At 70.3% G+C, this 25,614-nt stretch carries 22 protein-coding genes and 1 tRNA gene; 19 read left to right on the top strand and 4 right to left on the bottom strand.

Annotated elements, in window-relative coordinates; genetic code table 11:
- From ACZ6ZQ_RS36065 to ACZ6ZQ_RS36055, 3 genes are all read right to left on the bottom strand, one after another.
- Window positions 1–1,329, bottom strand: a 1,329-nt coding sequence (locus ACZ6ZQ_RS36065; protein ID WP_469772749.1) for a D-glucuronyl C5-epimerase family protein, incomplete at its 3' end; no start/stop codon positions are given.
- 387 nt (window positions 1,330–1,716) lie between these two features.
- Window positions 1,717–2,319: an acyltransferase gene (locus tag ACZ6ZQ_RS36060; RefSeq protein WP_469772748.1), complete on the bottom strand. Its 603-nt coding sequence runs from the start codon at window positions 2,317–2,319 to the stop codon at window positions 1,717–1,719.
- Window positions 2,320–2,369: 50 nt separating this feature from the next.
- Window positions 2,370–4,289 carry a hypothetical protein gene (locus ACZ6ZQ_RS36055; RefSeq protein ID WP_469772747.1) on the bottom strand — a complete coding sequence of 640 codons (1,920 nt, stop codon included), beginning with the start codon at window positions 4,287–4,289 and terminating at the stop codon, window positions 2,370–2,372.
- 224 nt (window positions 4,290–4,513) lie between these two features.
- Between ACZ6ZQ_RS36055 and rplU the strand changes: the two genes are divergently transcribed.
- The 12 genes from rplU to ACZ6ZQ_RS35995 all read left to right on the top strand — a co-directional run bounded on the left by rplU (window position 4,514) and on the right by ACZ6ZQ_RS35995 (window position 19,920).
- The gene (gene rplU, locus ACZ6ZQ_RS36050) at window positions 4,514–4,834 is read left to right on the top strand and encodes a 50S ribosomal protein L21 (RefSeq protein ID WP_317432731.1); all 321 of its coding nucleotides are present in this window, start codon (window positions 4,514–4,516) and stop codon (window positions 4,832–4,834) included.
- 14 nt (window positions 4,835–4,848) lie between these two features.
- Window positions 4,849–5,103, top strand: coding sequence for a 50S ribosomal protein L27 (gene rpmA, locus ACZ6ZQ_RS36045; RefSeq protein WP_055703572.1), 255 nt, complete (start codon window positions 4,849–4,851; stop codon window positions 5,101–5,103).
- Between the two features lie 129 nt (window positions 5,104–5,232).
- Entirely contained in the window at window positions 5,233–6,669 is a 1,437-nt protein-coding gene (gene obgE / locus ACZ6ZQ_RS36040) for a GTPase ObgE (RefSeq protein ID WP_469772746.1), read from the top strand.
- Between the two features lie 254 nt (window positions 6,670–6,923).
- Window positions 6,924–9,092: a glycosyltransferase family 4 protein gene (locus ACZ6ZQ_RS36035; protein ID WP_469772745.1), complete on the top strand. Its 2,169-nt coding sequence runs from the start codon at window positions 6,924–6,926 to the stop codon at window positions 9,090–9,092.
- A gap of 193 nt (window positions 9,093–9,285) precedes the next feature.
- Window positions 9,286–10,785, top strand: a complete 1,500-nt coding sequence (locus tag ACZ6ZQ_RS36030; protein WP_469772744.1) for a D-ribitol-5-phosphate cytidylyltransferase — start codon at window positions 9,286–9,288, stop codon at window positions 10,783–10,785.
- A gap of 133 nt (window positions 10,786–10,918) precedes the next feature.
- Window positions 10,919–13,087: a hypothetical protein gene (locus ACZ6ZQ_RS36025; protein WP_469772743.1), complete on the top strand. Its 2,169-nt coding sequence runs from the start codon at window positions 10,919–10,921 to the stop codon at window positions 13,085–13,087.
- 233 nt (window positions 13,088–13,320) lie between these two features.
- Window positions 13,321–14,529 carry a glycosyltransferase family 2 protein gene (locus ACZ6ZQ_RS36020; protein WP_469772742.1) on the top strand — a complete coding sequence of 403 codons (1,209 nt, stop codon included), beginning with the start codon at window positions 13,321–13,323 and terminating at the stop codon, window positions 14,527–14,529.
- Window positions 14,530–14,572: 43 nt separating this feature from the next.
- Window positions 14,573–15,700 carry a glutamate 5-kinase gene (proB, locus tag ACZ6ZQ_RS36015; protein ID WP_469772741.1) on the top strand — a complete coding sequence of 376 codons (1,128 nt, stop codon included), beginning with the start codon at window positions 14,573–14,575 and terminating at the stop codon, window positions 15,698–15,700.
- Between the two features lie 155 nt (window positions 15,701–15,855).
- The gene (locus ACZ6ZQ_RS36010) at window positions 15,856–16,461 is read left to right on the top strand and encodes a hypothetical protein (protein ID WP_469772740.1); all 606 of its coding nucleotides are present in this window, start codon (window positions 15,856–15,858) and stop codon (window positions 16,459–16,461) included.
- Window positions 16,462–16,773: 312 nt separating this feature from the next.
- Window positions 16,774–18,057, top strand: a complete 1,284-nt coding sequence (locus ACZ6ZQ_RS36005; protein WP_469772739.1) for a glutamate-5-semialdehyde dehydrogenase — start codon at window positions 16,774–16,776, stop codon at window positions 18,055–18,057.
- Between the two features lie 66 nt (window positions 18,058–18,123).
- Window positions 18,124–18,735, top strand: a complete 612-nt coding sequence (locus ACZ6ZQ_RS36000) for an SCO2584 family spore wall biosynthesis protein (protein WP_469772738.1) — start codon at window positions 18,124–18,126, stop codon at window positions 18,733–18,735.
- 78 nt (window positions 18,736–18,813) lie between these two features.
- Window positions 18,814–19,920: an SCO2583 family membrane protein gene (locus tag ACZ6ZQ_RS35995; RefSeq protein WP_469772737.1), complete on the top strand. Its 1,107-nt coding sequence runs from the start codon at window positions 18,814–18,816 to the stop codon at window positions 19,918–19,920.
- Here ACZ6ZQ_RS35995 and ACZ6ZQ_RS35990 read toward each other — a convergent pair.
- Window positions 19,905–21,014, bottom strand: coding sequence for a M48 family metallopeptidase (locus tag ACZ6ZQ_RS35990; protein WP_469772736.1), 1,110 nt, complete (start codon window positions 21,012–21,014; stop codon window positions 19,905–19,907). The two genes, ACZ6ZQ_RS35995 and ACZ6ZQ_RS35990, sit on opposite strands and share 16 nt — an antisense overlap.
- Window positions 21,015–21,146: 132 nt before the next feature.
- On the opposite strand from ACZ6ZQ_RS35990, the gene ACZ6ZQ_RS35985 reads away from it, so the two are divergent.
- The 7 genes from ACZ6ZQ_RS35985 to ACZ6ZQ_RS35955 all read left to right on the top strand — a co-directional run bounded on the left by ACZ6ZQ_RS35985 (window position 21,147) and on the right by ACZ6ZQ_RS35955 (window position 25,576).
- Entirely contained in the window at window positions 21,147–21,311 is a 165-nt protein-coding gene (locus ACZ6ZQ_RS35985; protein WP_469772735.1) for a hypothetical protein, read from the top strand.
- An 83-nt stretch (window positions 21,312–21,394) separates the two neighbouring features.
- Window positions 21,395–21,556 carry a hypothetical protein gene (locus ACZ6ZQ_RS35980; RefSeq protein ID WP_453667322.1) on the top strand — a complete coding sequence of 54 codons (162 nt, stop codon included), beginning with the start codon at window positions 21,395–21,397 and terminating at the stop codon, window positions 21,554–21,556.
- Window positions 21,557–21,594: 38 nt separating this feature from the next.
- The gene (nadD, locus tag ACZ6ZQ_RS35975; protein ID WP_469772734.1) at window positions 21,595–22,212 is read left to right on the top strand and encodes a nicotinate-nucleotide adenylyltransferase; all 618 of its coding nucleotides are present in this window, start codon (window positions 21,595–21,597) and stop codon (window positions 22,210–22,212) included.
- A 19-nt stretch (window positions 22,213–22,231) separates the two neighbouring features.
- Window positions 22,232–24,004: an LCP family protein gene (locus ACZ6ZQ_RS35970; protein WP_469772733.1), complete on the top strand. Its 1,773-nt coding sequence runs from the start codon at window positions 22,232–22,234 to the stop codon at window positions 24,002–24,004.
- A gap of 158 nt (window positions 24,005–24,162) precedes the next feature.
- Window positions 24,163–24,603, top strand: a complete 441-nt coding sequence (gene rsfS, locus ACZ6ZQ_RS35965; RefSeq protein WP_469772751.1) for a ribosome silencing factor — start codon at window positions 24,163–24,165, stop codon at window positions 24,601–24,603.
- Window positions 24,600–25,259 (top strand): histidine phosphatase family protein, encoded by a 660-nt coding sequence (locus ACZ6ZQ_RS35960; RefSeq protein WP_469772750.1) that lies wholly within the window; start codon window positions 24,600–24,602, stop codon window positions 25,257–25,259. Before rsfS ends, ACZ6ZQ_RS35960 begins: the two co-directional genes overlap by 4 nt.
- A gap of 244 nt (window positions 25,260–25,503) precedes the next feature.
- Window positions 25,504–25,576 (top strand) — tRNA-Ala (locus ACZ6ZQ_RS35955).
- Window positions 25,577–25,614 lie beyond the last annotated feature (38 nt).

Here is a 25,614-nt window from a genome sequence, read left to right as displayed (position 1 = left end):
CTTCGAGGCGACGTAGTCGCCGTCCGCGTCGGTGTCGTACCGGTACAGGGTGTGCGCACCCGCGGCGAACGCGACGGGGGAGCCCGCGGGCAGGAACCCGGAGGGGAAGTCGTCGGTCAGCAGGTCGGTCATGTGGGCGAAGCGGGGGTTGCCCGTCTGCCAGTGCAGCTGCCGGTACAGATTGATGTGGTGCTGGTGGTACGACGGCGTCGGGATCCGGTGGGTGTGGCAGTAGTACGAGGCCCAGCGCCGGTTGCGCAGCGTCGGGAAGCAGTGGTCCATGGTCGTGCACGCGCCGTCGTACAGCCGGGCCGCGAGGGCGTTGCCCGTCGCCTGGACGTAGTCCCAGAGCCCGAGCATGGCGAAGATCATGCCGTTGTACGTGCAGTCCGACGCACCGGGAGCGGCGACGGGGTACTCCTGGATCCACAGATAGCCCGCGCTGTCGCGGTTCACCACCCACGGAGTGCCGTCGTCACCGCGCAGCAGGGAGCCGAACGCGCCGTCGGCGGCCGCCCGGTAGAGGCTGCGCTCCGCCGCGGTCACACCGTCGAGCTCGGACAGCTGGATGAAGAGGCTGATCGCCTCGCCCTGCGCCATCCCGGAGTACCACGGCGCCCGGTAGGAGATGCCGCTGTGGGAGCGGTGTGTGAAGTCGAACGGGTACGGGAAGTACCAGGCGCCACGTGCCTCCACCCGGGTGTCGATCAGGCGCTGCGCCTGGGCCTTCGCGCGCTTGAGGAAGAGCGCCTTGCGGGCGGGGTCCTTCTCGGTGCGGTACCCGGAGACGCAGCCGAGTGCGAACTGGATCTGGGTGACCGGCTGGTTGTACCCGGCCGCGGTTCTGCTCGGGCGGTACATGATCACGCCGGCGGGGTCCAGGTAGGTGTGCTCGGTGTCCGGGGTGATCTTGGCCCAGCTCGTGGGCCGGTCGCGCCAGGGGCGCAGGTGTTCCGGCAGGTCCGGCAGCGCCGTGTAGCCGGAGGTGTGGAACGTGAACGGCAGCGTTGTGGGCATGTCGTCCCGTACGGCCTCGGCGACAGGGGTGCTACGGATGCGGGGGAGGCGGACCGGCCGGTCGGGCGCGCTGATCACGCCGTCGGCGGGCTGGTCCGGAAGAGGTGGCAGTGGGGGCGCCACGGCACGCCTGCCCTGCAGGCCCGGCGCCGCGGGCGTGCCCGGGACGGCGTCGGCGGCCAGCGCCGTGCTGGCGTCCGTGCCGACGAGGGCGGCGCCGATGGCTGTGCTGATCGCCGTGCCGAGCGCGGTGCTGCTCGCGAGGTGGATGAAGCGTCTGCGATCCAGCGCGGAGCGGCTTCCATCAGCCATGCCTGAGCCCCCCAAGGAAGACCAACGATGGCTGGGGATCCTAGGGCGGGCCAGGGGGCATTTCAGGACGGACACGCGGCAACCGGGACGGCCGACTCGATCGGATGACTGAGTCGGCCTCCCGGCCATCACGGAGTTGACGCACTGCGGCGTGACGCGGCGTTCTGTGGCGTCCCGCCGCGTCCTGTGGGGCTGACGCGGCGGACACACGTCGCGCACCGCGGCTGACACCCGGAGCCCGCTGTGACCGACGCCTGGCGGAAAAGCTCCGTCACAGCCGACGCCCGGCGTCTTTCCCGGCGGACGCCCAGGCCCGGACGGGGCTTGGGTCGTGACCCGGCGAGCCTGTCGGTCTGATCGACCGGACAGTGCTGAAGGTCAGTACACCTAGGCGGCGCGTTCCGTCAGCACGCCGTCCTTCTCCTCGTACACGGAGCCGGTCTGCGGGCACTCCCACACGCCCGGCTCGCCCTCGCGCTCGGTCAGGCGGACGCCGGACCGGCCGACCCAGCCGATCTGCCGGGCGGGAACGCCGACGACGAGGGCGAAGTCCGGGACGTCCTTGGTGACGACCGCGCCCGCGGCGACCATCGCCCAGCGGCCGATACGGACCGGCGCGACGCACACCGAGCGCGCGCCGATCGAGGCACCGTCGGCGATCTTCACACCGACGGCCTCCCAGTCGCCGCCGCGCTTCTGCTTGCCCTCGGGGTCCACGGAGCGCGGGTTGTGGTCGTTGGTGAGGACCACGGCAGGACCGATGAACACACCGTCACCGAGCTCGGCCGGCTCGTAGACCAGCGCGTAGTTCTGCAGCTTGCAGTTGTCGCCCATCTGCACGCCCGTACCGACATACGCACCACGGCCGATCACGCAGCCCTCACCGAGGCGGGCGCCTTCGCGGATCTGGGCGAGCTCCCACACACTGCTGCCGGCGCCGATCTCGGCGGTCTCGTCGACCTGGGCGGTGGGCTGGACCCTGTAGTTCACTTCTCTGCCTTCCGGTGTCTGGCTTCGTTCGTGAGCATACGGGGCCGGTCTCAACGATGGCGGCGCTCCCGCCGGGCCTGGACGAGCTGTCCTGCGAAGACCAGGGTCAGCAGGGAGACCAGCACCGAGCGGAGCACCCCGATGTCCGGGGACCACCAGGAGTGGATCGCGGCCGAGCCGAAGAACAGGACGCCCAGGGTCCGCAGCAGCCACCAGCGCTTCCGTCGCGGGGGCGGGCGCTCGCCCGGGGAGGGCGCGAGAAGCCGGTCCGGGTCCTCCGCCATCGTGTCCCGCATGCCTGCGAGGAGACCGCGCCGCTCCAGCAGCCGGGCGCCCGGCACGCCCTCGAGGACATCGGGCCGCTCGCCGAAGCCGTCCGGGAGCGGCGGGAGGCCGAGGGCGGCGACGAGCTCCTCCTGACGGCGGGCGGGGGCGTCCGAGGAGCGCAGCAGGCTGGTGAGCGGGCGCGGGTCGGGGAGGCCGTAGACCCGGGCCAGTGCGCTCGCGGTGGTGGCCGCGGTGGTGTGGTCGCCGACCGGGGCGGCCGGGTCCCAGGCGTGCGCGGCGATCTCCTTGCCCTTGTGGAGCAGGGTGAACCCGGCACGGTCGCCGGTCCGGCGCAGCACCAGCGTGGGCCACTTCTCGCCGGTGGTGAAGGTGTCCGCGGCCCCGGTCAGCCGGTCCCCGCCGCCGATCAGCGCGGCCCGCTTGCCCGGTGACTCGTCGGGGGCGAGCGCCACGAAGCTCGCGGAGTCGCCCGCCGGGGCGATGCGCAGCGGCACCCCGCACATCAGGGCCGCCTCGGCGACCTTCGACGGCAGGGCGGCGGCTATCGCCAGCAGATGCACACCGGGTCCGGCGGTTCCAGCGGTTCCGGAGGGGACTCCGGCCGCCGAGCCCGTCACGGACTTCGGCGGCCTGGAGAAGAACGGCGTACGGCTCGCGATCTGCATCCGTACTCCCGTGCGGAAGTCCAGGAATTCCTGGCGCGGTTCTCCGAAGTAGCGCCAGGGATACGAGCGGGCCTGCACCCCGATCGCCCGGAAGACGTCCAGCGCCTCCTCGAAGCGCTTGGTCAGGATCAGCATCAGGGCCAGCTCGTTGCGGAATCCGGCTGCCTCCGGGTCGCCCGGCTCATAGAAGGAGGACAGCTCCCGCGCACGGTCCACCGCGGCCGTGATCCGGGAGCGGTCCACCGGCCCGTCGTCGCCGGCGCCGGCCACGACGTCGTACTCGATGGCGGCGGCCAGCGGCAGGGCGTGCAGCTTCGAGCCCGGCAGAGCCTCTGCGGCGGCCCGCTCGGCGAAGGTGAACATCTCCTCGTGCGAGCCGTGCCACTTCGCGCACAGGTACTGGAGCGCGGCGGCGTGGCAGCCGTAGTGGTGCGGGGCGCGGGCCGTCGCCTCGGCCCAGTACGCGTCGAAGAGATCGCGCGGCGCCTGGCTGCCCATGGCGTGGGTCAGGGCGATCCGCCAGGGCACCGGGTCGTCGGGGTTGAGCTCGGCGGCCGCGCCGATCACCGGTACGGCGTCCTCGAGCAGGGCGAAGAACGCCCGGAACTGATCGCGCGACACCTGTTCGGCGCGGGCCGCGGACCGTATCGCCCAGGCCCGGTCGATGCAGAGGTCGGCCTTGACCAGCATCGCGTCCGGGTCCTCCGGCGCCTCGGCGAGCCAGGCGTCCAGCCAGCCCGGATTGTGCAGCGCGGACTCGGCGAGCGCGCCGACGTAGTGGCTGCGCCGTTCCCACTCGGCGCGGAGCCGGGTCGCGGCGAGCAGCTCCCGCGCGGGTCCGTGGTCACCGGCGACGGCCGCGGCGACGGCGGCGCGCAGCGCTGCGGGACGTTCGTCGAGGAGAACCGCCTCGTCCGGCGGAAGGTCGGCGCCGATGGCGGAGCCGTGCCGGAGCAGACGCGGCATGGTGATGAAGGAGCGCAGGGGCACGAGCGCACATTCAACAACCAGGGGCATGCTTCCACCAGGGATCTGCTTGGTTCGGCCCCGGCCTGGTTTGACCCCCTGCGGCCCGCCCCGTAACCTTGACCGTCGGCGTGTTTCCATGCGCGCCAGCTTCTGAGCACCTCCCTCCGGCTCGGCCGGAGAGGCCGTTCATCCCGTGTGGAGAGTCGCAGGCCCGTGGCCTGTGCGGACGGCTGGCATCAGAGGTTCCCGTTCCGAGCGAGAGAGAGATCCGCGTGTACGCCATCGTGCGCAGCGGTGGTCGCCAGCACAAGGTTGCTGTCGGCGACATCGTTGAGGTTGACAAGATTTCCACTGCCAAGGTTGGCGACACGGTCGAGCTCTCGACCCTGCTCGTTGTCGACGGCGACGCCGTGACCAGCGACCCGTGGGTGCTGGCCGGGATCAAGGTCCAGGCCGAGATCGTGGACCACCACAAGGGCGCCAAGATCGACATCCTGCGCTACAAGAACAAGACCGGCTACCGCCGTCGTCAGGGCCACCGCCAGCAGTACACGGCGATCAAGGTCACGGCGATCCCCACGGCTGCGAAGTAAGGGACTGAGGAGAGATGGCACACAAGAAGGGCGCATCGTCCACCCGGAACGGTCGCGACTCCAACGCTCAGCGGCTCGGCGTGAAGCGCTTCGGCGGTCAGGTCGTCAACGCGGGTGAGATCCTGGTCCGTCAGCGCGGCACGCACTTCCACCCGGGCGCCGGCGTCGGCCGTGGCGGCGACGACACGCTGTTCGCGCTGCAGGCCGGTGCGGTGGAGTTCGGTACCCACCGTGGCCGCAAGGTCGTGAACGTCGTTCCGGTCGCCTGATCCAGGCCCCGTAGAACAGTTCTTCGCGAGGGCGGACCTCACTTCTCGTACGGACGTACGGGAAGCGGGTCCGCCTTTCGCGTGTTACTGAAGAGACATTTCCGTACGTAATTTTCTGGAGGCACATCCATGACCACCTTCGTGGACCGCGTCGAGCTGCATGTCGCCGCGGGTAACGGAGGCCACGGCTGCGCCTCCGTGCATCGGGAGAAGTTCAAGCCGCTCGGCGGGCCCGACGGCGGGAACGGCGGTCGTGGCGGTGACGTCATCCTCACCGTCGACCAGTCGGTCACGACCCTGCTCGAGTACCACCACTCGCCGCACCGCAAGGCCACCAACGGCAAGCCCGGCGAGGGCGGCAACCGCTCCGGCAAGGACGGCCAGGACCTCGTGCTGCCCGTCCCGGACGGCACGGTCGTCCTCGACAAGCAGGGCAATGTGCTGGCCGACCTGGTCGGGCAGGGCACGACGTACGTGGCGGCTGACGGCGGCCGCGGCGGCCTCGGCAACGCGGCACTGGCGTCGGCCCGCCGCAAGGCGCCGGGCTTCGCGCTGCTCGGCGAGCCCGGTCGCGCCGGCGACATCGTCCTGGAGCTGAAGACCGTCGCGGACGTGGCGCTGGTCGGCTACCCGAGCGCGGGCAAGTCCTCGCTCATCTCGGTGCTGTCCGCGGCCAAGCCGAAGATCGCGGACTACCCCTTCACGACGCTGGTACCGAACCTGGGCGTCGTCACGGCCGGCTCGACCGTCTACACGATCGCGGACGTGCCGGGCCTGATCCCGGGCGCCAGCCAGGGCCGCGGCCTCGGCCTGGAGTTCCTGCGCCATGTCGAGCGCTGCTCGGTGCTGGTGCACGTGCTGGACACGGCGACGCTGGAGTCCGACCGGGACCCCGCCTCCGACCTCGATGTCATCGAGGAGGAGCTCAAGCAGTACGGCGGCCTCGACGACCGTCCCCGGATCGTCGTCCTCAACAAGATCGACATTCCGGACGGCCAGGACCTCGCGGACATGATCCGCCCGGACCTGGAGGAGCGCGGCTACCACGTCTTCGAGGTGTCGGCGGTCGCGCGTACCGGTCTGAAGGAGCTGTCCTTCGCACTGGCCGACATCGTGGCGAAGGCGCGCGCGGCCAAGCCGAAGGAGGAGGCGACCCGGATCGTCATCCGCCCGAAGGCGGTCGACGACGCGGGCTTCACGGTCACGCAGGAGGAGGACGGCCTCTTCCGCGTGCGCGGCGAGAAGCCGGAGCGCTGGGTGCGCCAGACCGACTTCAACAACGACGAGGCCGTCGGCTACCTGGCGGACCGCCTCAACCGCCTCGGTGTCGAGGAAATGTTGATGAAGGCGGGCGCCCGCGCGGGCGACGGCGTTGCGATCGGCCCCGAGGACAACGCGGTCGTCTTCGACTGGGAGCCCACGATGATGGCCGGCGCGGAGATGCTCGGCCGCCGCGGCGAGGACCACCGCCTCGAAGCCCCGCGCCCCGCGGCCCAGCGCCGCAAGGACCGCGAGGCGGAACGCGACGAGGCACAGCGCGAGTTCGACGACTTCGACCCGTTCTAGACCTCAGGCCCTGACGGGCCTCAAATGCCAAAGGGGCTCCGATGGAGCCCCTTTGGCATTTGTAGGGAGTGCCGTTGGCGGTTGAGGAGCGGTCTGGGGCAGCGCCCCACTTCGCCTGCCCCGGGAAGGGTGGCCCGTGAGGGACAAATCCGATCCGTTCAGATCCGTGAGGTGGAACAACCTGCCGTCCCCGATCACCGTCTTGTACGCGGGGGCAGGGCACATTGCCCCGGCTGGCACTGAACGGAGCGTTGATGAAGGTCTCCTTCCTCATCCACACCATCTACGGCATCGGCGGCACCATCCGCACCACGCTCAATCTCGCGGAGGAGCTCGCCGGACGGCATGAGGTGGAGATCGTCTCCGTCTTCCGGCACCGGGACGAGCCGCTCTTCGCGATCGACCCCCGCATCGAGGTCGTACCGCTCGTCGACACCCGGCCGTCCTCCCCGGGGAACGAGCAGAAGCATCCGCTCGCGCTGCGACCCGCCGAGTGCTTCCCGGCCCATGAGGCGCGTTTCACGGAGTACAGCAAGCTCACCGACGAGCGGGTGCGGGAGCACTACGCCGGCTCCGGCGCCGACGTGATCATCGGGACCAGGCCGGGGCTCGTCGCGTACGTCGCCCAGTTCGCCCCGGAACGCGCCGTGCTCATCGGCCAGGAGCACATGACGCACAATCACCACAAGCCCGAGCTGCGCGCGGAGATGCGCGAACACCTCGCCGCGCTCGATGCGTTCGTCACCGTCTCGGAGGGCGACGCGGCGGTGTGGCGGGAGCGGATGCCGCTGCCGGACACCCAGGTGCTGGCCATCCCGAACAGCGTGCCCGAGCCCATGGTCGCTCCCTCCGATCTGAGTGGGACGACCGTCGTCGCGGCCGGGCGGCTCGCCTCGGAGAAGCAGTACGACGTACTGATCGAGGCGTTCGGCAAGGTCGTCGCCGTACGCCCGGAGTGGACCCTGCGCATCTGCGGCTGGGGCAACCAGAAGGAACGTCTCCGCCGGCGTATCGACGCACTCGGCCTCTACAACAGCGTCCATCTCATGGGCCCCCGATCGCCGATCGAACCGGAGTGGGCGAAGGGCGCGATAGCCGTGTCCACCTCGCGCCACGAGTCCTTCGGTATGACGCTCGTCGAGGCCATGCGGTGCGGGCTGCCGGTCGTCAGCACCGACTGCGACTACGGTCCTCGCGAGATCATCGCGGACGGGGTCGACGGACTGCTTGTCCCCGTCGGCGACACCGACGCCGTCGCCGCCGCGCTGCTGCGGCTCATCGACGACGAGCCGCTGCGTCACCGGATGGGAGCCGCCGCCCGTTCGCATGCCCGCCGCTTCGACCCGGGCCCGGTCGCGAAGCGGTACGAGGAGCTCTTCGCGGACCTCGGCGCGGGCTCCCGTGCCCACGCCACCACCTCGGCGGGCGGCCCCGCAGTGCGCGCCGGGTCACCGCCGGACTCGGACTCGCTCTCCGACGTGGACTCGCTCTCCGACGTGGACCCGGACACGCTCCCGGATTCGGATTCGGCCCCGGACACCCCCCGCGTGGACTGCGTCGCCGAAGACAGCGGTGCGCTCACCGTCACCCTTCTCGGAGAGCGGACAGGGGACGCCGTCCTCGTGTGCGTGCATCCCAACGCCGCCGTCCCTGACCGCGTCTTCCCCTTCGACGCAAGCGGCCGCGCCACCGTCCCCGCGGGCGAGGACTTCGCCGAGGGCATCTGGACCTGCCACACCGAGCGGCAGCACGACCCCGATCAGCCGCAGCCCGCCGCCGAGCAGACCTCGTCCGCCGCCGAGCGGACCCCGCTCGCCACCCGTGCCGTCGACCAGCGCGGAGTGATGCGGGCCGCCGCCCGCGTCCGGCCCGGCACAGCCGTACGCACCCTTGTCCCCTATGTACGGCAGGGCACGCTCTGCCTGCGTTCCTGGGTACGCCCGGTCCACGCCGAGTCGGGCGACGTCAACATCAGCGACCGGCAGATCACCATTTCCGGGCGTTTGCTGGGCGAAGCGCAGCCGACCCGTGATCCGGTCCTTCTCCTGCGCCGCCGTGGTAAGGAGGCCGGCGAGCTGGAGTTCCCCGGTGTCCGCGAGGGCACCGACGGCTTCCGCTGCGCCCTCCCGACCTCCGCACCCGCCGCGGGCCAGGCCTCCGCCCACGACGTCTGGGACCTCTGGCTGCGGTACGCGCCGGGCGCCGCACCGGTCCGGATCGGCCGCGTACTCGACGACGTGGTCGAGAAGGGCACGGTCTATCCGTATCCCTCCGTGGATCTGCTGAAGAAGCGCCCGCTCGCACGTGTGCGCGCTGTGGTGGACCGCTTGCGCTCCCGGCCACGGGACGAGGTAACGGTGAAGATCTTCTTCAGTGCCGGAAACGAACTTGTACTCAACGTCGTCGACAAAGCAATGAAGTAACTGTGAGCCACAGGTCGTCTCTGTGGTATCAGTCACCCCTTCGTCCCGTTCCGCCCTCTCAAATTCCCCTGGCCGACGGGTGAACACCCGGTTTCGGCAGGGTGTGGAGAGCTCGTTGCCTGCCTTGCGGGACCGTCACGGAGAGTGCGACCATCACACCGACCCCCAGTCATCGCAAGGTAGAGGTTCGTCTGTGTCCGTGCCGCAGGAAGCCAAGCCCCGCACCACAGCAGTCGTGCTCGCCGGTGGTACCGGCCAGCGCGTGGGGCTCGCGATCCCCAAGCAGCTGCTGAAGATCGCCGGCAAGGCCGTCATCGAGCACACGCTGACGATCTTCGAGCAGGCGGAAGCCATCGATGACGTGATCGTGCTGATGGCGCCGGGATTCGTGCCCGATGTCGAGAAGATCATCGCGAAGGCCGGGCTCACCAAGGTCACCAAGGTGATCGAGGGCGGTGCGACCCGCAACGAGACCACCGAGCGCGCGATCCGGGCCATCGGTGAGGACCTCGCGGAGGGTGAGGACGCCAATGTCCTCTTCCATGACGCGGTGCGTCCGCTTCTGTCACAGCGAGTGATCGCGGACTGTGTCGACGCTCTCGAGCGCTACCAGGCCGTGGACGTCGCCATCCCCTCCGCGGACACGATCATCGTGACCCGCACCCACGGCGAGGACGGCGAGTTCATCACCGACGTCCCGGACCGTTCCCGGCTCCGCCGCGGCCAGACCCCGCAGGCCTTCAAGCTCTCCACGATCCGCAGGGCGTACGAGATCGCCGCCGGGGACCCCAACTTCCAGGCCACGGACGACTGCAGCGTCGTGCTCAAATACCTGCCGGACGTGCCGATCTACGTCGTCGCGGGCGACGAGTACAACATGAAGGTCACTCAGCCGGTCGACGTCTTCATCGCCGACAAGCTCTTCCAGCTGGCCTCCACCGCGGCCCCGCGCCAGGCCGACGAGGCCGCCTACCGCGAGCTGCTGGCAGGCAGGACCCTGGTCGTCTTCGGGGGCTCGTACGGCATCGGCGCTGACATCGCCGCGCTCGCCGAGCAGTACGGCGCGAAGGTCTACGCACTGGGCCGCTCCACCACCGGCACGCACGTCGAGAACCCGGAGCACGTGGACGATGCGCTCTCCAAGGCGTACGCCGAGAGCGGCCGTATCGACTACGTCATCAACACCGCGGGCGTCCTGCGCATCGGCAAGCTCGCCGAGACCGACAACGTGACCATTCAGGAAGCGCTGAACGTCAATTACCTGGCACCTGTCCAGATTGCTCGCGCCTCGTACAAGTATCTGGCGGAGACCAAGGGGCAGCTGCTTCTCTACACCTCTTCCAGCTACACTCGCGGCCGCGCCGAATACAGCCTTTACTCGTCCACCAAGGCGGCCATGGTGAATCTCACCCAGGCCCTCTCCGACGAATGGGCGGCCGACGGAATCCGTGTGAATTGCGTCAACCCGGAGCGTACGGCCACGCCGATGCGCACCAAGGCGTTCGGCCAGGAGCCGGCCGGCTCGCTGCTGTCCTCCGAGGCCGTGGCCCGGACCTCGCTGGACGTGCTGCTCTCCGAGCTGACCGGCCATGTCATCGATGTACGGCAGCAGGACCCGACCCGCGAGGCCAGCGAGGCCAGCGGATTCGAGCAGGCGCTGGCGTCCGTGCTTGACCGTCAAGAGGATGTGTAATAATTCTCCGTTACTGAAACAATTCGGGCCTCTGTTGGTCGCCATACGCGACACAGAGGCCCGAGTTCGTGAAGGCCCGTCTTCACAATTTCCTTAAACGTGAATCAACCGGCACCTTTGGAGCAGGTTCTACGTGATTTCGACCGCCATTCGCCTGGCACGTGTGGGCAGCCGGTCAGAGCTGGCCGCGGCAGTCCTGATGGGACTGGGGTATCCGTGCGTCATGATCGCCGCGCTGATCCCCAGCATCTGGATGTTCGCCGCGGCGGCCGCCGTGACCTATGCCGCGGACTGGTATCTGCACCAGCGCGGCAGCTATCTGGTCAACCGCCTGAACAAGGTCCGGGCCGGTCTGCCGATCCGCTTCCTGCTCCGCCAGCTGCTGCTGATCCTGCTGCTCGCCCGCGAGAACCTCGCGGAGCAGCCGCTGTTCTACGCGACGGTCGCCTGCTTCCTGCTCTTCTACGGCCTCCAGGCGCCGCACGGCGCGCTGACCACCTTCATCCGGCTGCGCCGGACCATGCCGGTCGTCACGCGCAACGTCGATCTCAACGCCGTACGCATCCCGGACGCCCCGCCGCGCGCCCTGCTGCGCCGCTCCGGCGAGAAGATGCTGCACCTCGACATCCCCGCGATGGCGGGTGTCGTGATCGCGGCCGCCACCGGCCGTGAGCTCGTCGGATACATCGGCACCGCCGCCACCATCGCTCTCGGCCTGCTCTACACCGCCGCGCTCGTGCCGTTCGCGCGCCGGGGGCGCCGTGTGCCGTCCGCGCCCGCCGTGCTCAAGGCCGTGCAGAAGTGGCTGAGCGAGTACCAGCCCACCGTCGCCCTGTACTTCTCCGGCTCCGACGAGTCGGCGTACCAGGTCAACATGTGGCTGGAGACGATGGAGCAGATCGACGGCAGGCCGGTCATCATCATGCGCGAGCGGGGTCTCGTCGCGAAGCTCAACGAGACCTCCGTGCCCGTGCTCTGCGTTCCGGGCGGCCAGCACCTGATGGCGATGAAGCTCGACACGGTCCGGGTGACGCTGTACCCGGCCAACGTCGGCAAGAACATCCACATGCTGCGCGTACCGACCATGAAGCACGTCTTCATCGGCCACGGCGACAGTGACAAGCTCGCCAGCGTCAACCCCTTCTCCAAGGTGTACGACGAGGTGTGGACGGCGGGACGGGCCGGCCGCGACCGGTACGCGCTCGCCGACGTCGGTGTCCTCGACGACGACATCGTCGAGGTGGGCCGCCCCCAGCTGGCCCCCATCAAGACCTGGACGGGGGCCCCGAAAAACCCCATCCCGACCATTCTGTACGCCCCCACCTGGGAGGGCTGGGACAACAACCCCGGCAACACCTCCCTGCTGCTCGCCGGCGAGAACATCGTCCGGCGGCTCCTGGAGGCAGAGCAGCCGGTCCGTGTGATCTACAAGCCACACCCCTTCACCGGCATCCGCAACAAGAAGGCCCTGGCCGTCCACGAGCGGATCATGGCGATGGTGCGGAGGGCCGCCGCCGAGCGCGCCACCGACCCCCGCTGGGCCGAGCAGGCCGCCGCGGCACAGTCCGGGCAGTCGGCCGCGCGTGCCGAGCTGACCCGTATCGAGGCCCGGCTGGCCGAGCTGTCCAAGCCCGGCCGCGCGGGCGGCGACGAGTCCGAGGAGTCGCGAGTCTCCCTCGCCGACCCCCAGCGGCTCGCCGAGATCCAGCGCCTGCGGGCCGAGTGGAACGACGCGTACTGGCGCTCGTTCGGCTGGTGGGAGCACAAGGTCGTCACCGGCTCCGAGCCCAAGCTGTACGACTGCTTCAACGAGTCCGACGGCATGGTCTCCGACATCTCCAGTGTCGTCTCCGACTTCATCGCGAGCGGCAAGCCGTACGCCGTCACCGACTCGGCGGAGCTCGGCACCGACGAATTCAAGCGGCAGAACACCGCGGTACGGGCCGCGGTCATCCTTTCCAACAGCGCCGAGGAGATCGATCAGCTGCTGGCCGCCGTGGCCGACCCGGCGGCCGACGCCCTCGCCGACGGGCGGGACGAGCTGAAGAAGTATCTGCTCGGGCCCGACGAGCCCACGTCCATCGAGCAGTTCGACGCGGCGGTACGGGCGCTGGTGGCCAAGGCCGAGGCGCGCAACGCCGGTGTGGAGCAGCGCATCGGGGCTCAGACGATCGGTGAGCTCGACCGCGAGTCGGACGCTGGCGGCGCGGGTGGCGCGGGCGGCGACACGGAGGGCAACGGCGTCGAAGACAATGGCGCGGCGGGCAATGGCGCGGAGGCGGCGGCCACCGCGGTCCGCTGACGACACCGTCGGCCGAACGGCCCGTAAGCCTCCCTGACAAGGGCGGGCTTACGGGCCGTTGCGCGTGCCGTCACGCCGCTGACATGCGCGCTGTGCACCATGTGCCAATGTCCGACAGCTGTACAGAGCCTCCCGGCTCAGAGCGTCCCGGCCCTGAGTCTTCCGGCGCCGAGTCTCCCGGCCCTGAGTCTTCCGGTGCCGAGTCTCCCGGCTCACGGACTCCCGACGTCAGCGTGATCATCGGCGCCTATGAGGCGATGCCTTATCTGATCAAGTGCCTGGCATCGGTCGAGGCCCAGACGCTGGGCCCGGACCGGCTGGAGATCGTGGCCGTCGACGACGGCTCCGCCGACGGCACGGGGGAGTACCTGGAGGAGTTCGCGGCTCGCACGAAGGTGGCCACGAGGGTGGTGCACCAGCCCAACTCCGGTGGCCCCAGCCGCCCCCGCAACACCGGCCTGGCCATGGCCCGCGGCCGTTATGTCTTCTTCCTCGACGCCGACGACCACCTGGGCGAGGAAGCACTGGAACGGATGGTCGCGATGGGCGATCGGGCCGGCACGGACGTCGTGCTCGGCAAGGTCGTCGGCGTCAACCGCAACGCCGCCAAGTCGATGTGGGCGCGGACCGTCGAGCGCGCCGACATCTACACCTCCAACGTCAAGTTCACGCTCAGCGCGCAGAAACTCTTCCGGCGCGAGCTGCTCGTCCGGCACGGCATGAGGTTCGACGAGTCCCTGCGCACCGGCGAGGACGCGCTGTTCACGATGGAGGCGTATCTGCGCGGCGCCGGAGTCTCCGTCGTCGCCGACTACACGTGCTACTACCTGGTCGGCCGCGAGGACGGCAAACATCTGACGAAGACGGGAGGATACGAGCCGCGTTTCGACTCGGCCCGCGCGCTGATGAAGCTGATCGCCGCGCACGTACGCCCGGGCGCGAGGCGCGATCAGCTGATGGTGCGGCCCTTCACGGTCACGCTGCTGCCGCAGTTCGGGCCGGTGGTGCTACGGCAGTCGGAGGAGAACCTTCGGCACAAGATGGAGCTGGCCGCCCCGCTCATGGCCGCGTACTGGACACCCGGGGTGGCCCGTCGGCTCCGCGCCGAGGCACGGCTGCGGCTCACCTGCGTCGCGCTGGACCGCCCCGATCTGCTGCGGGACGTCCTGGCATTCAGCCGCACGGGCACCGTGCCGCAGGTGGTGCGCCGACGCGGCCGGGCCTATCTCGCCTATCCGCACTTCCACGAGCCGGAGGCGGGCATCCCCGTCTCCGCGTACGAGGTGACCGTGCCCGAGCGCATCGGCGACGAGCGCATCGAACCGCACGCACGGCTCGCACGGAGAGCCTGGCGAGCGGCACGACGGGTGCGCCGGGGAGCCGGGCACGCCCTGGCCAGGATGCGCCGGGCGGTGCTCCCCAAGCGCTTGTCCAGCGGATGAAATGGATGAGCGACGACGGCGGTCCCTGGCATAGATTCGCCACGTGACAGTGGCAAGGCAGTACGTAACGGAAGCACGCAGGATCGTCGTCAAGGTCGGTTCGTCCTCGCTCACCACGGCCTCGGGCGGCCTCGACGCCGACCGCGTGGACGCCCTCGTCGACGTACTGGCCAAGGTCCGCAGCGGCGGCGAGAAAGAGATAGTGCTGGTCTCAAGCGGTGCCATCGCCGCCGGGCTCGCACCGCTCGGACTGGCCCGCCGCCCCAAGGATCTGGCCCGTCAGCAGGCCGCCGCCAGCGTCGGCCAGGGCCTGCTCGTCGCCCGCTACACCGCCTCCTTCGCCCGCTACGGCGTCCGCGTCGGCCAGGTGCTCCTCACCTCCGACGACACCAGTCGCCGTGCCCACTACCGCAACGCCTACCGCACCCTCGACCAGCTGCTCGCCATGGGTGCGGTCCCGGTCGTCAACGAGAACGACACCGTCGCCACGGACGAGATCCGCTTCGGCGACAACGACCGGCTCGCCGCCCTCGTCGCCCATCTCGTACGGGCCGACCTGCTGGTCCTGCTCTCCGATGTGGACGGACTGTACGACGGGGACCCCAGCAAGCCCGGCACCTCCCGGATCGAGGAGGTCCGCGGGCCGGAGGATCTGACGGGCGTGGAGATCGGCTCGGCCGGGAAGGCCGGCGTCGGCACCGGCGGCATGGTCACGAAGGTCGAGGCGGCTCGTATCGCCGCGGCCGCCGGCGTACCCGTCGTGCTCACGTCCGCGAGCCGCGCCGCCGACGCCCTCGCCGGACGCGACACCGGCACCTACTTCCGCCGCACCGGCCGGCGCTCCGCCGACCGGCTGCTGTGGCTCGCCCATGCCTCCACTCCGCAGGGGTCGCTCACCCTCGACGAGGGAGCCGTAAGGGCTGTCGTCGAGGGCAAGAAGTCGCTCCTTCCCGCCGGAATCGCCTCGGTCGACGGCGAGTTCAGCGCCGGCGACCCGGTGGAGCTGCGCGACTCCAGCGGCCGGGCCGTCGCCCGGGGCCTGGTGAACTTCGACTCGAAGGAGATCCCGCAGCTACTCGGCCGCTCCACCCGGGACCTCGCCAAGGAACTCGGCCCCTCATACGAGCGAGAGGTCGTACACAGAGACGATCTCGTCGTCCTGCACCCCTGACGTCCCCCTGAAACGGCTGAAAGTCCGGCCTTCTGGCAAGGACCTTTACCAAAACCGCCCCACGTCCCGTCCCGGGCTGGTCAACTTTGTCAGGGGGCTTTGTCACGGGGACAAGGCGGGGTTCGGCACCACAACGCATCAACAGGAGGCCTCCGGTGAGACGAGCGCGCCCAGGGGCGGCGTCCCGTGGGACACGGGGCACCACCCAGGCCCGCAGGGCCGCGGGGGAGCAGCGTGCCCTGACGAGTGTGGAAGCGGGGGCGGACTTCGACGATTCCGACGACTTCGACAACGTTGACGGTTCCGGCGGTTCCGGCGGGTTCGACGGCTTCGACGGCTTCGACGAGGACAAGGGCGTCGGCACGGGCCGGGGCCAGGAGCCCGGACAGGACGCGGACCCGCACGCCAGGGATCGTGTGGTGTCCAAGCTGTGGCACGTCACGCTCTGCGTCTCGGGTGTGGAAGCCCCGCTGAAGGAGGTCAGGCGCGGACTCGAACAGCTCGCCCACGACCACCCCTTCCTGCTGACCAGCCGGTACGCCAACGATCACGCCGAGATCCGCTACTGGGAAGAAGCCCGGGACCTGCACGATGCCGCGGCCGTGGCACTGCGTCTGTGGGGCGAGCACCGCTCCAGTGCCAAGCTGCCGCCGTGGGAGATCGTCGGCCTGGAGGTCATCGACCGCGAGACGTACCACCAGCGCATCGCGGAGGGCTATGGCCCGCCACCCGCCGCCCCCGTCGGCGTTCACCCGTTCTGACGAAGCACCGCGGACCGGCCGGCCGCCCTGGGCTGTCCGGGTGACGGCCCGTGCAGCCCGGGACGGTCGGGCGCCTGAACGCCTGGACGCCCGGGCGGTCGGGCAGGGCGGGAGGGCCGGAAGGCCGGGGAGCGCCGACTGAGGAACCACGGAGCTGCGCGTGAGGACCGCTAGCTGCGCGTGAGGACCGGGCGCGGCGGCGAGGAACGGGGAGGCCGTGGCGCGGGGCCCCGGTCTCGCTCCGGGGCCCGATCCGTCTCGTAGTACGGAATACGTGCGGGATGCCCGCAGACCGCGCATTACCCTGCGGGCATGACCTCGCTCTCCCCGTACGACAACATGACCCCGGTCGCGCAGGCCGCCTACCGGGCCCGCGCGGCCGCCGCCGGGATCGCGCCACTCCCGCGCGCGGTCAAGGACGACGCCCTGCTGGCGATCGCCGACGCCCTCGAGGTCCGTACGAGCGAGATCGTCGAGGCCAACGCCGAGGACATCGCCCGCGCCCGGGAGGCCGGCACCAGCGAGGCGATCATCGACCGGCTCGCCCTGACCCCCGAGCGGGTCCGGGCCATCGCCGCCGACGTCCGGGACGTCGCCGCCCTGCCCGACCCGGTCGGCGAGGTCGTCCGCGGCTCGACCCTCCCCAACGGGATCGACCTGCGCCAGGTCCGCGTCCCCCTCGGCGTCGTCGGGATCATCTACGAGGCCCGGCCGAACGTCACGGTGGACGCCGCCGCGCTCTGTCTGAAGTCCGGCAACGCCGTCCTGCTCCGTGGCTCCTCCTCCGCCTACTCCTCCAACAACGCCCTGGTGAGGGTCCTGCGCGACGCCGTCGGGGGGGCCGGCCTGCCCGCCGACGCCATCCAGCTCGTGCCCGGCGAGAGCCGTGACTCCGTACGCGAGCTGATGCGCGCCCGCGGCCTCGTCGACGTCCTCATCCCGCGCGGCGGCGCCTCCCTGATCCGCACCGTCGTCGAGGAGTCCACAGTCCCGGTCATCGAGACCGGCACGGGCAACTGCCATGTGTACGTCGACGCCCAGGCCGACCTCGACATGGCCGTCTCCATCCTCATCAACTCCAAGGCCCAGCGCCCCAGCGTCTGCAACGCCGCCGAGACCCTCCTCGTGCACCGGGACATCGCCGACGCCTTCCTCCCGCGTGCCCTCGACGCCCTCGCCGAGGCCGGTGTCACCGTCCACGCCGACGAGCGAACCCAGGCCTACGCCGAAGGCTCCAAGGCCAAGGTCGTGCCCGCCACGGCGGAGGACTGGGAGACCGAATATCTCTCGTACGACATCGCCGCCGCCGTCGTCGACTCACTCGACAGCGCCGTCGAGCACATCCGCCTCTGGTCCTCCGGGCACACCGAGGCCATCGTCACCACATCCCAGGCCGCGGCCCGCCGCTTCACCCAGCTGGTCGACTCGACGACGGTCGCCGTGAACGCGTCCACCCGTTTCACCGACGGCGGCCAGTTCGGTTTCGGCGCGGAGATCGGCATCTCCACGCAAAAGCTGCACGCCCGCGGTCCCATGGGCCTTCCCGAGCTGACCTCGACGAAGTACATCGTGACGGGCGACGGTCACACCCGGTGACGAAGGAGTGCGGGCAGTTGACCGCACTCCCTGCCCAAAACCCGCACCCAGGTCTACCCTGAAGGCGTGCCGGACGACGTGGGGGGCAGGCCGTTCCCGGACGGCTGGGAGCCCGACGACGACCGCGGAGGCGCGGACGAGGACTTCGCCTCCGTGGTGTTCGACGAGGACTTCGTACGGGCCGCCGAGATCCACGAACCGACGGCCGTCGAACGGCTGCTCGCTGCGGCCCAGGCCCGCGCCGAGGCCGAAGCCGCCCGCGCCCGGGCCGGCGCCGGCCCCGCCGACGACGAGCTCTACGACGACGGCTACGGCCCTGCGGACGAGTACGGCCGCGAGCGTCGCTACGACGACTACGACCCCGTCGGCCGCGCGGGCCGGGACCTGGGCCCGTACGGACCGCACGGCGGCTCCCTGCGCCCCTACCGCGGCGCCGCCCGCTGGCATCGCCCCGTCGCGTGGGTCCTCGCCCTGGTGATGGGCATCGGCATGGTCGCCCTCGCCTTCACCGCCGTCTACCGCGGAGCCGCGGCCAACCGCCAGGACCGTGTCCCGCCGCCCGCTACCACGGGCGTCGACGGCCCCACCAAGGGCTCCGTCCCGGAACGGGTCACCCGCCCCTCGGCCTCCGCCGAGTACTCCGCACCCCCCGCCTCCGCAGCGCCGCGCACTCCCTGACGGAGCGCGTGAGAGCTTGTCAGAACTTGTCGCGCGGCAGCGCGTTTACGTGTGCTTCTCCCGACCTACCCTGAAGGTATGGCAGGGCGTGGAGACCCACCTGAGGGGACACCCGAGGGGCTCCCCGGCGGAGGTGAGGACGAGTACCGGTCCGTCGTCTTCGACGAATCGTTCGTCCGCGCTGCCCGCCTTCAGGAGTTCTCCGCGCAGGAACGGATGGGCGACCACGCCAGGGCCGTCAGAAGCCGTCCCGGATGGATCCTGTGGACCGGGTCGAAGCAGATCCTGCTGCTGCTCCTGCTGATCGCACTGGCCTTCGGCACCGCCATCTACATGGGCGTCCGCCATCCGTATGAGACACCGGCGGCCCAGCCCGCCCAGCCGCTGCGGAGCACCGTGATACCCCTGGCGCCCAAGGACCCCGTGCCCGGCGGGGAGCCCGCCGAGCTGTACGCCCACAGTCCGGCCGCGCAGTTCCGCAACGGCGGCGCCGGCATCACCTTCCCGGGCGCCCGCCGCACCAAGAACTTCTCGGAGAGTCAGGTCACGACCGCGCTGACCATCGCCAAGGACTACCTCGTGGAGTCCTCGCTCGACCCCGACGTGCTCACCGGGGACGCGGTGCGGCCCGTGCGGGTGCTGCTCGACCCGGAGCAGCTGGACCAGTTCGACCGGTCCCTGGCCGCCCCCGCGGACGACGGCAGGCACGCGCTGACCGGCTGGCTGGTCCGCTTCGACCCGGCGAAGACGGCCCTGGCCGACCCCGAGGTGCGTGTCCAGGGCACGCTCCGCGTCACCGACGCAGGCCCCAACGCCCTCGAAGTGACCTCGGACCACACTTTCGTCTACGCCCTGCGCCCCGCCGCCGCGGGCTCGGGCTCGGGTCCGAGCGCCGAAGAGGGCGGGCAGCACGCCGACGACGCCTCCCTGTTCACGGTCCGCCGCGAGCTGCACTTCCGCTTCGACCGCGACGACCTGCGCACACACCGTGCCGAGCTGCTCTTCAGCTATGTGCAGGCCGGTCCCATGGCCTGCTCGGCCGACGCCTCAGGCGCCCTGCAGCCGCTTCTGGCGGGCCAGCGGGGCACCAGTGAGGGCCCAGCCGGCACCGACCCGTACGAGACGGGCCGGGCCGCCGCCGCGCTCTGCGGGGTCCTCGCCCCAAGCGCTCAGCCCTCGTCCTGACCGCCGGTCCCGGTCCCGGTGCCACCGTCCGCCGGACGGCTGCCGTTACCGCCGCTGCGGCCCGCGCCGCTCGCGCTGCCCGTGAACTTGTCGCGCAGCCGGCCGCCCAGGTCGCCCGCACCTCCGGCTATGTCCCCGACCAGCTTCATCAGCGGATCCTTGCTGGTCCGTACCGTGTCCGCATAGTGGGAGGCCGACTCGCGGAACGAGTCCGTGACCGAGGTGTCCTTGTCCTCCGTACGGCGCGGGTAGTGACCGTCCATGATCCGCTGGAAGTCGCGGCTCTCGGCCCACTTCTTCAGCTCGGCGGCGCGCACCGTGGTGAAGGGGTGCGTGCGCGGCAGCAGATTGAGGATCTTCAGCACGGAGTCGCGCAGGTCGCCTCCGGCCTCGTACTCCTCGGCCTGCTCCAGGAACGCGTCCACATTCATCTCGTGCAGGTGGTTGCCACCGGCGATCTTCATCAGGCCGCGCATCGACGCCTGCAGATCCTGACCCACCAGCAGTCCGGCCCGGTCCGCCGAGAGCTCCGACTTGCGGAACCACTCCCGCAGCGCCGTCACGATCGCCATGATCGCGACATTGCCGAGCGGGATCCAGGCGACCTTCAGCGCGAGATTGGTGAGGAAGAGCAGGATCGTGCGGTAGACGGAGTGGCCGGAGAGGGCATGCCCCACCTCGTGGCCGACGACCGCCCGCATCTCCTCCTCGTCGAGCAGCTCCACCAGGCCGGTGGTGACCACGATGATCGGCTCGTCCATGCCGATGCACATGGCATTCGGCTTCGGGTCCTGCGTGACGTACATCGGCGGGACCTTGTCCAGGTCCAGGATGTAACAGGCGTCGCGCAGCATGACGTTGAGATGTGTGAACTGGGCGTCGCTCACCCGCACGGAGTCGGAGAGGAAGAGCAGCCTGAGGCTGCGCTCGGGCAGCAGCCCGCTGAGCGCCTTGAAGACGGTGTCGAAACCGGTCAGCTTGCGCAGCGCGACCAGCGCCGAGCGGTCCGCGGGGTGCTCGTACGCCCGGGAGGAGATGGCCGTGAAGCGCTTGCGCTGCCTGCTCGGCACATTCTCGTGGCTGCTGTCGGTCATTGGGTGCCCCCTGATTCTTTACGAGTCCTGCTGTTCTTTGCGAGTCCTGACTCGTCCCCCTGGCAGACCCCAGCGTAGGTGCTGGAGCCACGGTGTGGCGGGGCCTGTGGATAACCGAGGAGCAGCCCCGATATGCCGGACACCGCCGCACTGCTCGCCGCCGCATCCGAGCAGCAGGGGCCGGGCGACACGCTCCGCATCGTGTTGCTCGTCTCGACGACCGGAGCTGCCCTGCTCGCCTGGTTCCTGCTGCGCGGACACCGCGGAGACGGGGGCGACGAAACCGACAACGACTGAGTCGGCGTGAGCGTGCCCGGACCGCACGCATACGATGTGCCCGAAGCTCCGCTCCGTCCCCCGATCGATAGGTCCTGCAGAAGATGAGTCTCGCCAGCACCGCTGCCAACCTGGTCACTCTTGCCGAGGGCGCCGAGCACGGTGGCAGCCACGAATCCCTGAGCCCGTACCTCACCGGCGGCGGCGCCCTCTTCGCCCTGCTCCTGCTGCTGTGGATCACCACCCGCTTCAACCGCGACCGCTGAGACGGGGCCGAATCGCCGTGCCAGTAGGCTCTGCACGCATGGGACAGCAGGAAGTGCCTACCGGCCGCGGCAAGCGCCGACTCGGCGTCATGGGCGGGACGTTCGACCCGATCCACCATGGACACCTGGTGGCCGCCAGCGAGGTGGCCGCCCTGTTCCACCTCGACGAGGTGGTGTTCGTTCCGACCGGGCAGCCGTGGCAGAAGACCCACAAGGCGGTGTCGCCGGCGGAGGACCGCTACCTGATGACGGTCATCGCCACGGCTTCCAACCCGCAGTTCTCGGTCAGCCGTATCGAAATCGACCGCGGCGGCCCGACGTACACGATCGACACCCTGCGTGACCTGCGGGCGCTCAACACCGACTCGGACCTCTTCTTCATCACCGGGGCCGACGCGCTCTCCCAGATTCTCACCTGGCGGGATGCCGAAGAGCTGTTCTCGCTCGCCCACTTCATCGGCGTGACCCGGCCCGGCCACGACCTGACCGACGACGGACTGCCCAAGGGCGGGGTGTCCCTCGTGGAGGTGCCCGCGCTGGCGATCTCGTCCACCGACTGCCGGGCGAGGGTCGCGCAGGGCGACCCGGTCTGGTATCTGGTGCCGGACGGTGTGGTGCGCTACATCGACAAGCGCCAGTTGTACCGCGGCAAGTGAGCCACGGAGAGGGGCACCGGTGAACGACCAGCAGAACCCGTACGACCCGTACTACCCGCAGCAGCCGCAGATCATCGGCTACGACGAGTACGGGCAGCCGGTTTACCAGCAGCCCCAGCACTCCCAGCAACCTCAGGGTTACGACCCGTACGCGCAGCAGCAGCACCCGCAACAGAACCCGCAACAGAACCAGCGGCAGTCGCCGCAGCAGCAGGGATACGGCTACGACCCGTACGCCCGGCCGCAGCAGCCCCAGCAGCCCCAGCAGCCCCAGGGGTACGACCCGTACGGCCAGCAGCCGCAGACCCAGGGCGGGTACGGCTACGACGGCTACAACTACGACACGGGCCAGCAGGCCGCCGTCGTCGACGCGACCCAGCAGTGGAGCGTCCCGCCCCAGCAGCCCCAGCCCCGGCATCAGCCACAGCCCGGGGCGGCCCGACCCGCACCGGCTCAGCCCGCTCCGGAGCAGGCCGGTGTGCCCGGGCAACGCCGCCCCGCGCCCGGGGGCGCCGACCGGGGCCCCGGCGGTGACCGTGAGTACCGCACCGAGCAGTTCTCGTTCATCGAGGAGCCGGACGAGGACTCCGAGGACGTCATCGACTGGCTGAAGTTCACCGAGAGCCGCTCCGAACGACGCGAGGAGGCCAAGCGCCGCGGCCGCAACCGCGTCGTCGCTCTCGTCGTCGTCCTCGCCCTCGCGCTCGCCGGAGGGGTCGGCTACCTCTGGTACACGGGCAAGCTGCCCGGCACCTCGGGTTCCGGCGGCCCGCAGAACACCGCCACCGGCCCGCAGAAGCGCGACGTGATCGTGCTGCATCTGCACAACACCAAGCAGAAGGGCACCTCCACCGCCCTGCTGGTCGACAATTCCACCACCAAGCAGGGCACGACGGTCCTGCTCCCGAACTCGCTCTCCGTCGCCGACGACGAGGGCGCCGCCACCACCCTCGGCAAGTCCGTCGACGAGGACGGCACCACGGGCACGCGCGAGGCGATCGGCACCCTCCTGGGTACCCGGATCACCGGCACCTGGCGGCTGGACACCCCCTACCTGGAGAACCTTGTCGAGCTGGTCGGCGGCATCGACCTCACCACCGACACCGCGGTGCCCGGCGCCAAGAAGGGCGAGGCGCCGGTGGTGAAGAAGGGCGAGAACCAGACGCTCAACGGCCGCATGGCCGTCGCCTACGCGACCTACCGCGGACCCGGTGAGGCCGAGGCCAAGCAGCTGCAGCGCTTCGGCCAGGTCATGTACGGCGTGCTGCGGAAGATCTCCAGCGACCCGAAGGGCGCGACGGTGACCGTGGAGACTCTGGCCCAGATCCTGGACCCCTCGCTGCCCGAGGAGGACCTCGGAGCCTCACTCGCGAAGCTCGCCGAGCACGCGAAGGGGGGCGACTACAAGACCGCCCTGCTGCCCGTCCAGCCGGACGGCACGCTCAGCCAGGAGGCGAGCGACAGCGTGGTCAAGGACATCCTGGGCGGCAAGGTCAGCGCACCGGAGCAGGGCGCGGCGGTGCGGGTCGGTGTGCGGAACGCCAGCGGCAACGGCGACGCCACCGAGGCCGCCAGGATCGTCCTGATCAACGGCGGCTATGCGTTCGTCGACGCGGGCAAGGCGGAATCCGAGTCGTCGTCGCAGGTCATCTACGGTGACGCGGCCCAGAAGGCGAAGGCGGCCGAGGTCGCCAAGACCCTCGGCCTGCCGGAGAGCGCGGTCGAGAAGGGCAAGGCGGCGACGAACGCGGACGTCCTGGTCGTCCTCGGCCAGGACTACAAGGTCAAGTGATCCGGTAGCCCGGTCCGGCCCCGGCCGGACCGGGCGGGTCGGCGTCGCCCGGACCGGGCCAGGGCCGGCGTCGTACGGGCCGCAATTAAATCGCTGCGTGGGCTGTCGGCGGTCCGTGAGACCCTTGAGGGGTCTTGACCGCCGACGAAAGCCTGCTTGTGACCGCCACGGACCGCTCCATCGAGCTCGTCAACGCCGCCGCCCAGGCGGCCGCCGACCGGCTCGCGCACGACATCATCGCGTACGACGTCAGCGACGTGCTGTCGATCACCGACGCCTTCCTGCTCGCCTCCGCACCCAGCGACCGCCAGGTCAAGTCGATCGTCGACGAGATCGAGGAAAGGCTGCTCAAGGAGCTCGGCGCCAAGCCGGTGCGCCGTGAGGGCGACCGTGACGCGCGCTGGATCCTGCTCGACTACGTCGACATCGTCGTGCATGTGCAGCACAGCGAGGAGCGTGTCTTCTACGCCCTCGAGCGGCTGTGGAAGGACTGCCCGGAGCTGCCGCTGCCCGAGGACGCCCTGAAGACCCGCGGCAAGGCCGAGGAGCACGCCAGGCTCGTCGGCGACGGCAGTGGTACGGACGGTGAGCTGAGCTGAGCGGCAGCGACACCGGCAAGGGCAGAGGCCGCCGTATCGTCCTGTGGCGGCACGGCCAGACCGCCTGGAACGTGGAGCGTCGGTTCCAGGGCTCCACGGACATCGAGCTGACCGAGACGGGCGTCGGCCAGGCACGCCGCTCCGCTCGGCTGCTCGCCTCGCTGAAGCCGGACGCGATCATCGCGTCCGACCTGAAGCGGGCGGCGGCCACCGCCGGCCAGCTCGCCGCGATCACGGGGCACGAGATCACCCGTGACGCCGCGCTGCGCGAGACCTACGCGGGCGCCTGGCAGGGTCTGACCCACGAGGAGATCGTCGAGCGCTACGGCGAGCAGTACGCCGCGTGGAAGCGCGGCGAGCCCGTCCGCCGCGGTGGCGGCGAACTGGAGACCGAGGTCGCCGACCGGGCCGCTCCCGTCGTCCTGCGCCATGCCGACAAGCTGCCCGACGCCGGCACGCTCGTCGTGGTCAGCCACGGCGGCACCATCCGCACCACCATCGGCCGGCTGCTCGGCCTGGAGGCGCACCATTGGGAGAGCCTGGGCGGTCTGTCCAACTGCTGCTGGTCCGTGCTCGGTGAGGGCGCCAGGGGCTGGCGGCTGCTGGAGCACAACGCGGGCACGCTCCCCGAGCCTGTCCTCGGCGACGACGACTGAGACCGGGCGGCAGCTGGGACCCTTCGGCGCCTGGGACGGTTCGGTGACCGGACTGCCGACCGGGTTCCGACTGATCCATTCGGCGTAGGGGACCGGCCGCCGGCTGAGGCCGGTCGTCGGCCGTGGACCGGCCCGATGACCGCCCAGGACCGGACCGATGGCCCAGCACCGTCCGGATTTCACTTTCCGGCTGGTCACAGGCTAAGGTTCTTCTTGTTCGCAGCGCGGAGCGCGAAGAACACAAGGGGCTATAGCTCAGTTGGTAGAGCGCTTGCATGGCATGCAAGAGGTCAGGAGTTCAATTCTCCTTAGCTCCACAAGCACCATCGTCCGGATCCCGTCCCCATCAGGGGGC

The organism is Streptomyces sp. NPDC053673 (assembly GCF_055585225.1).
This window is presented reverse-complemented; position numbering and strand designations above follow the sequence as displayed.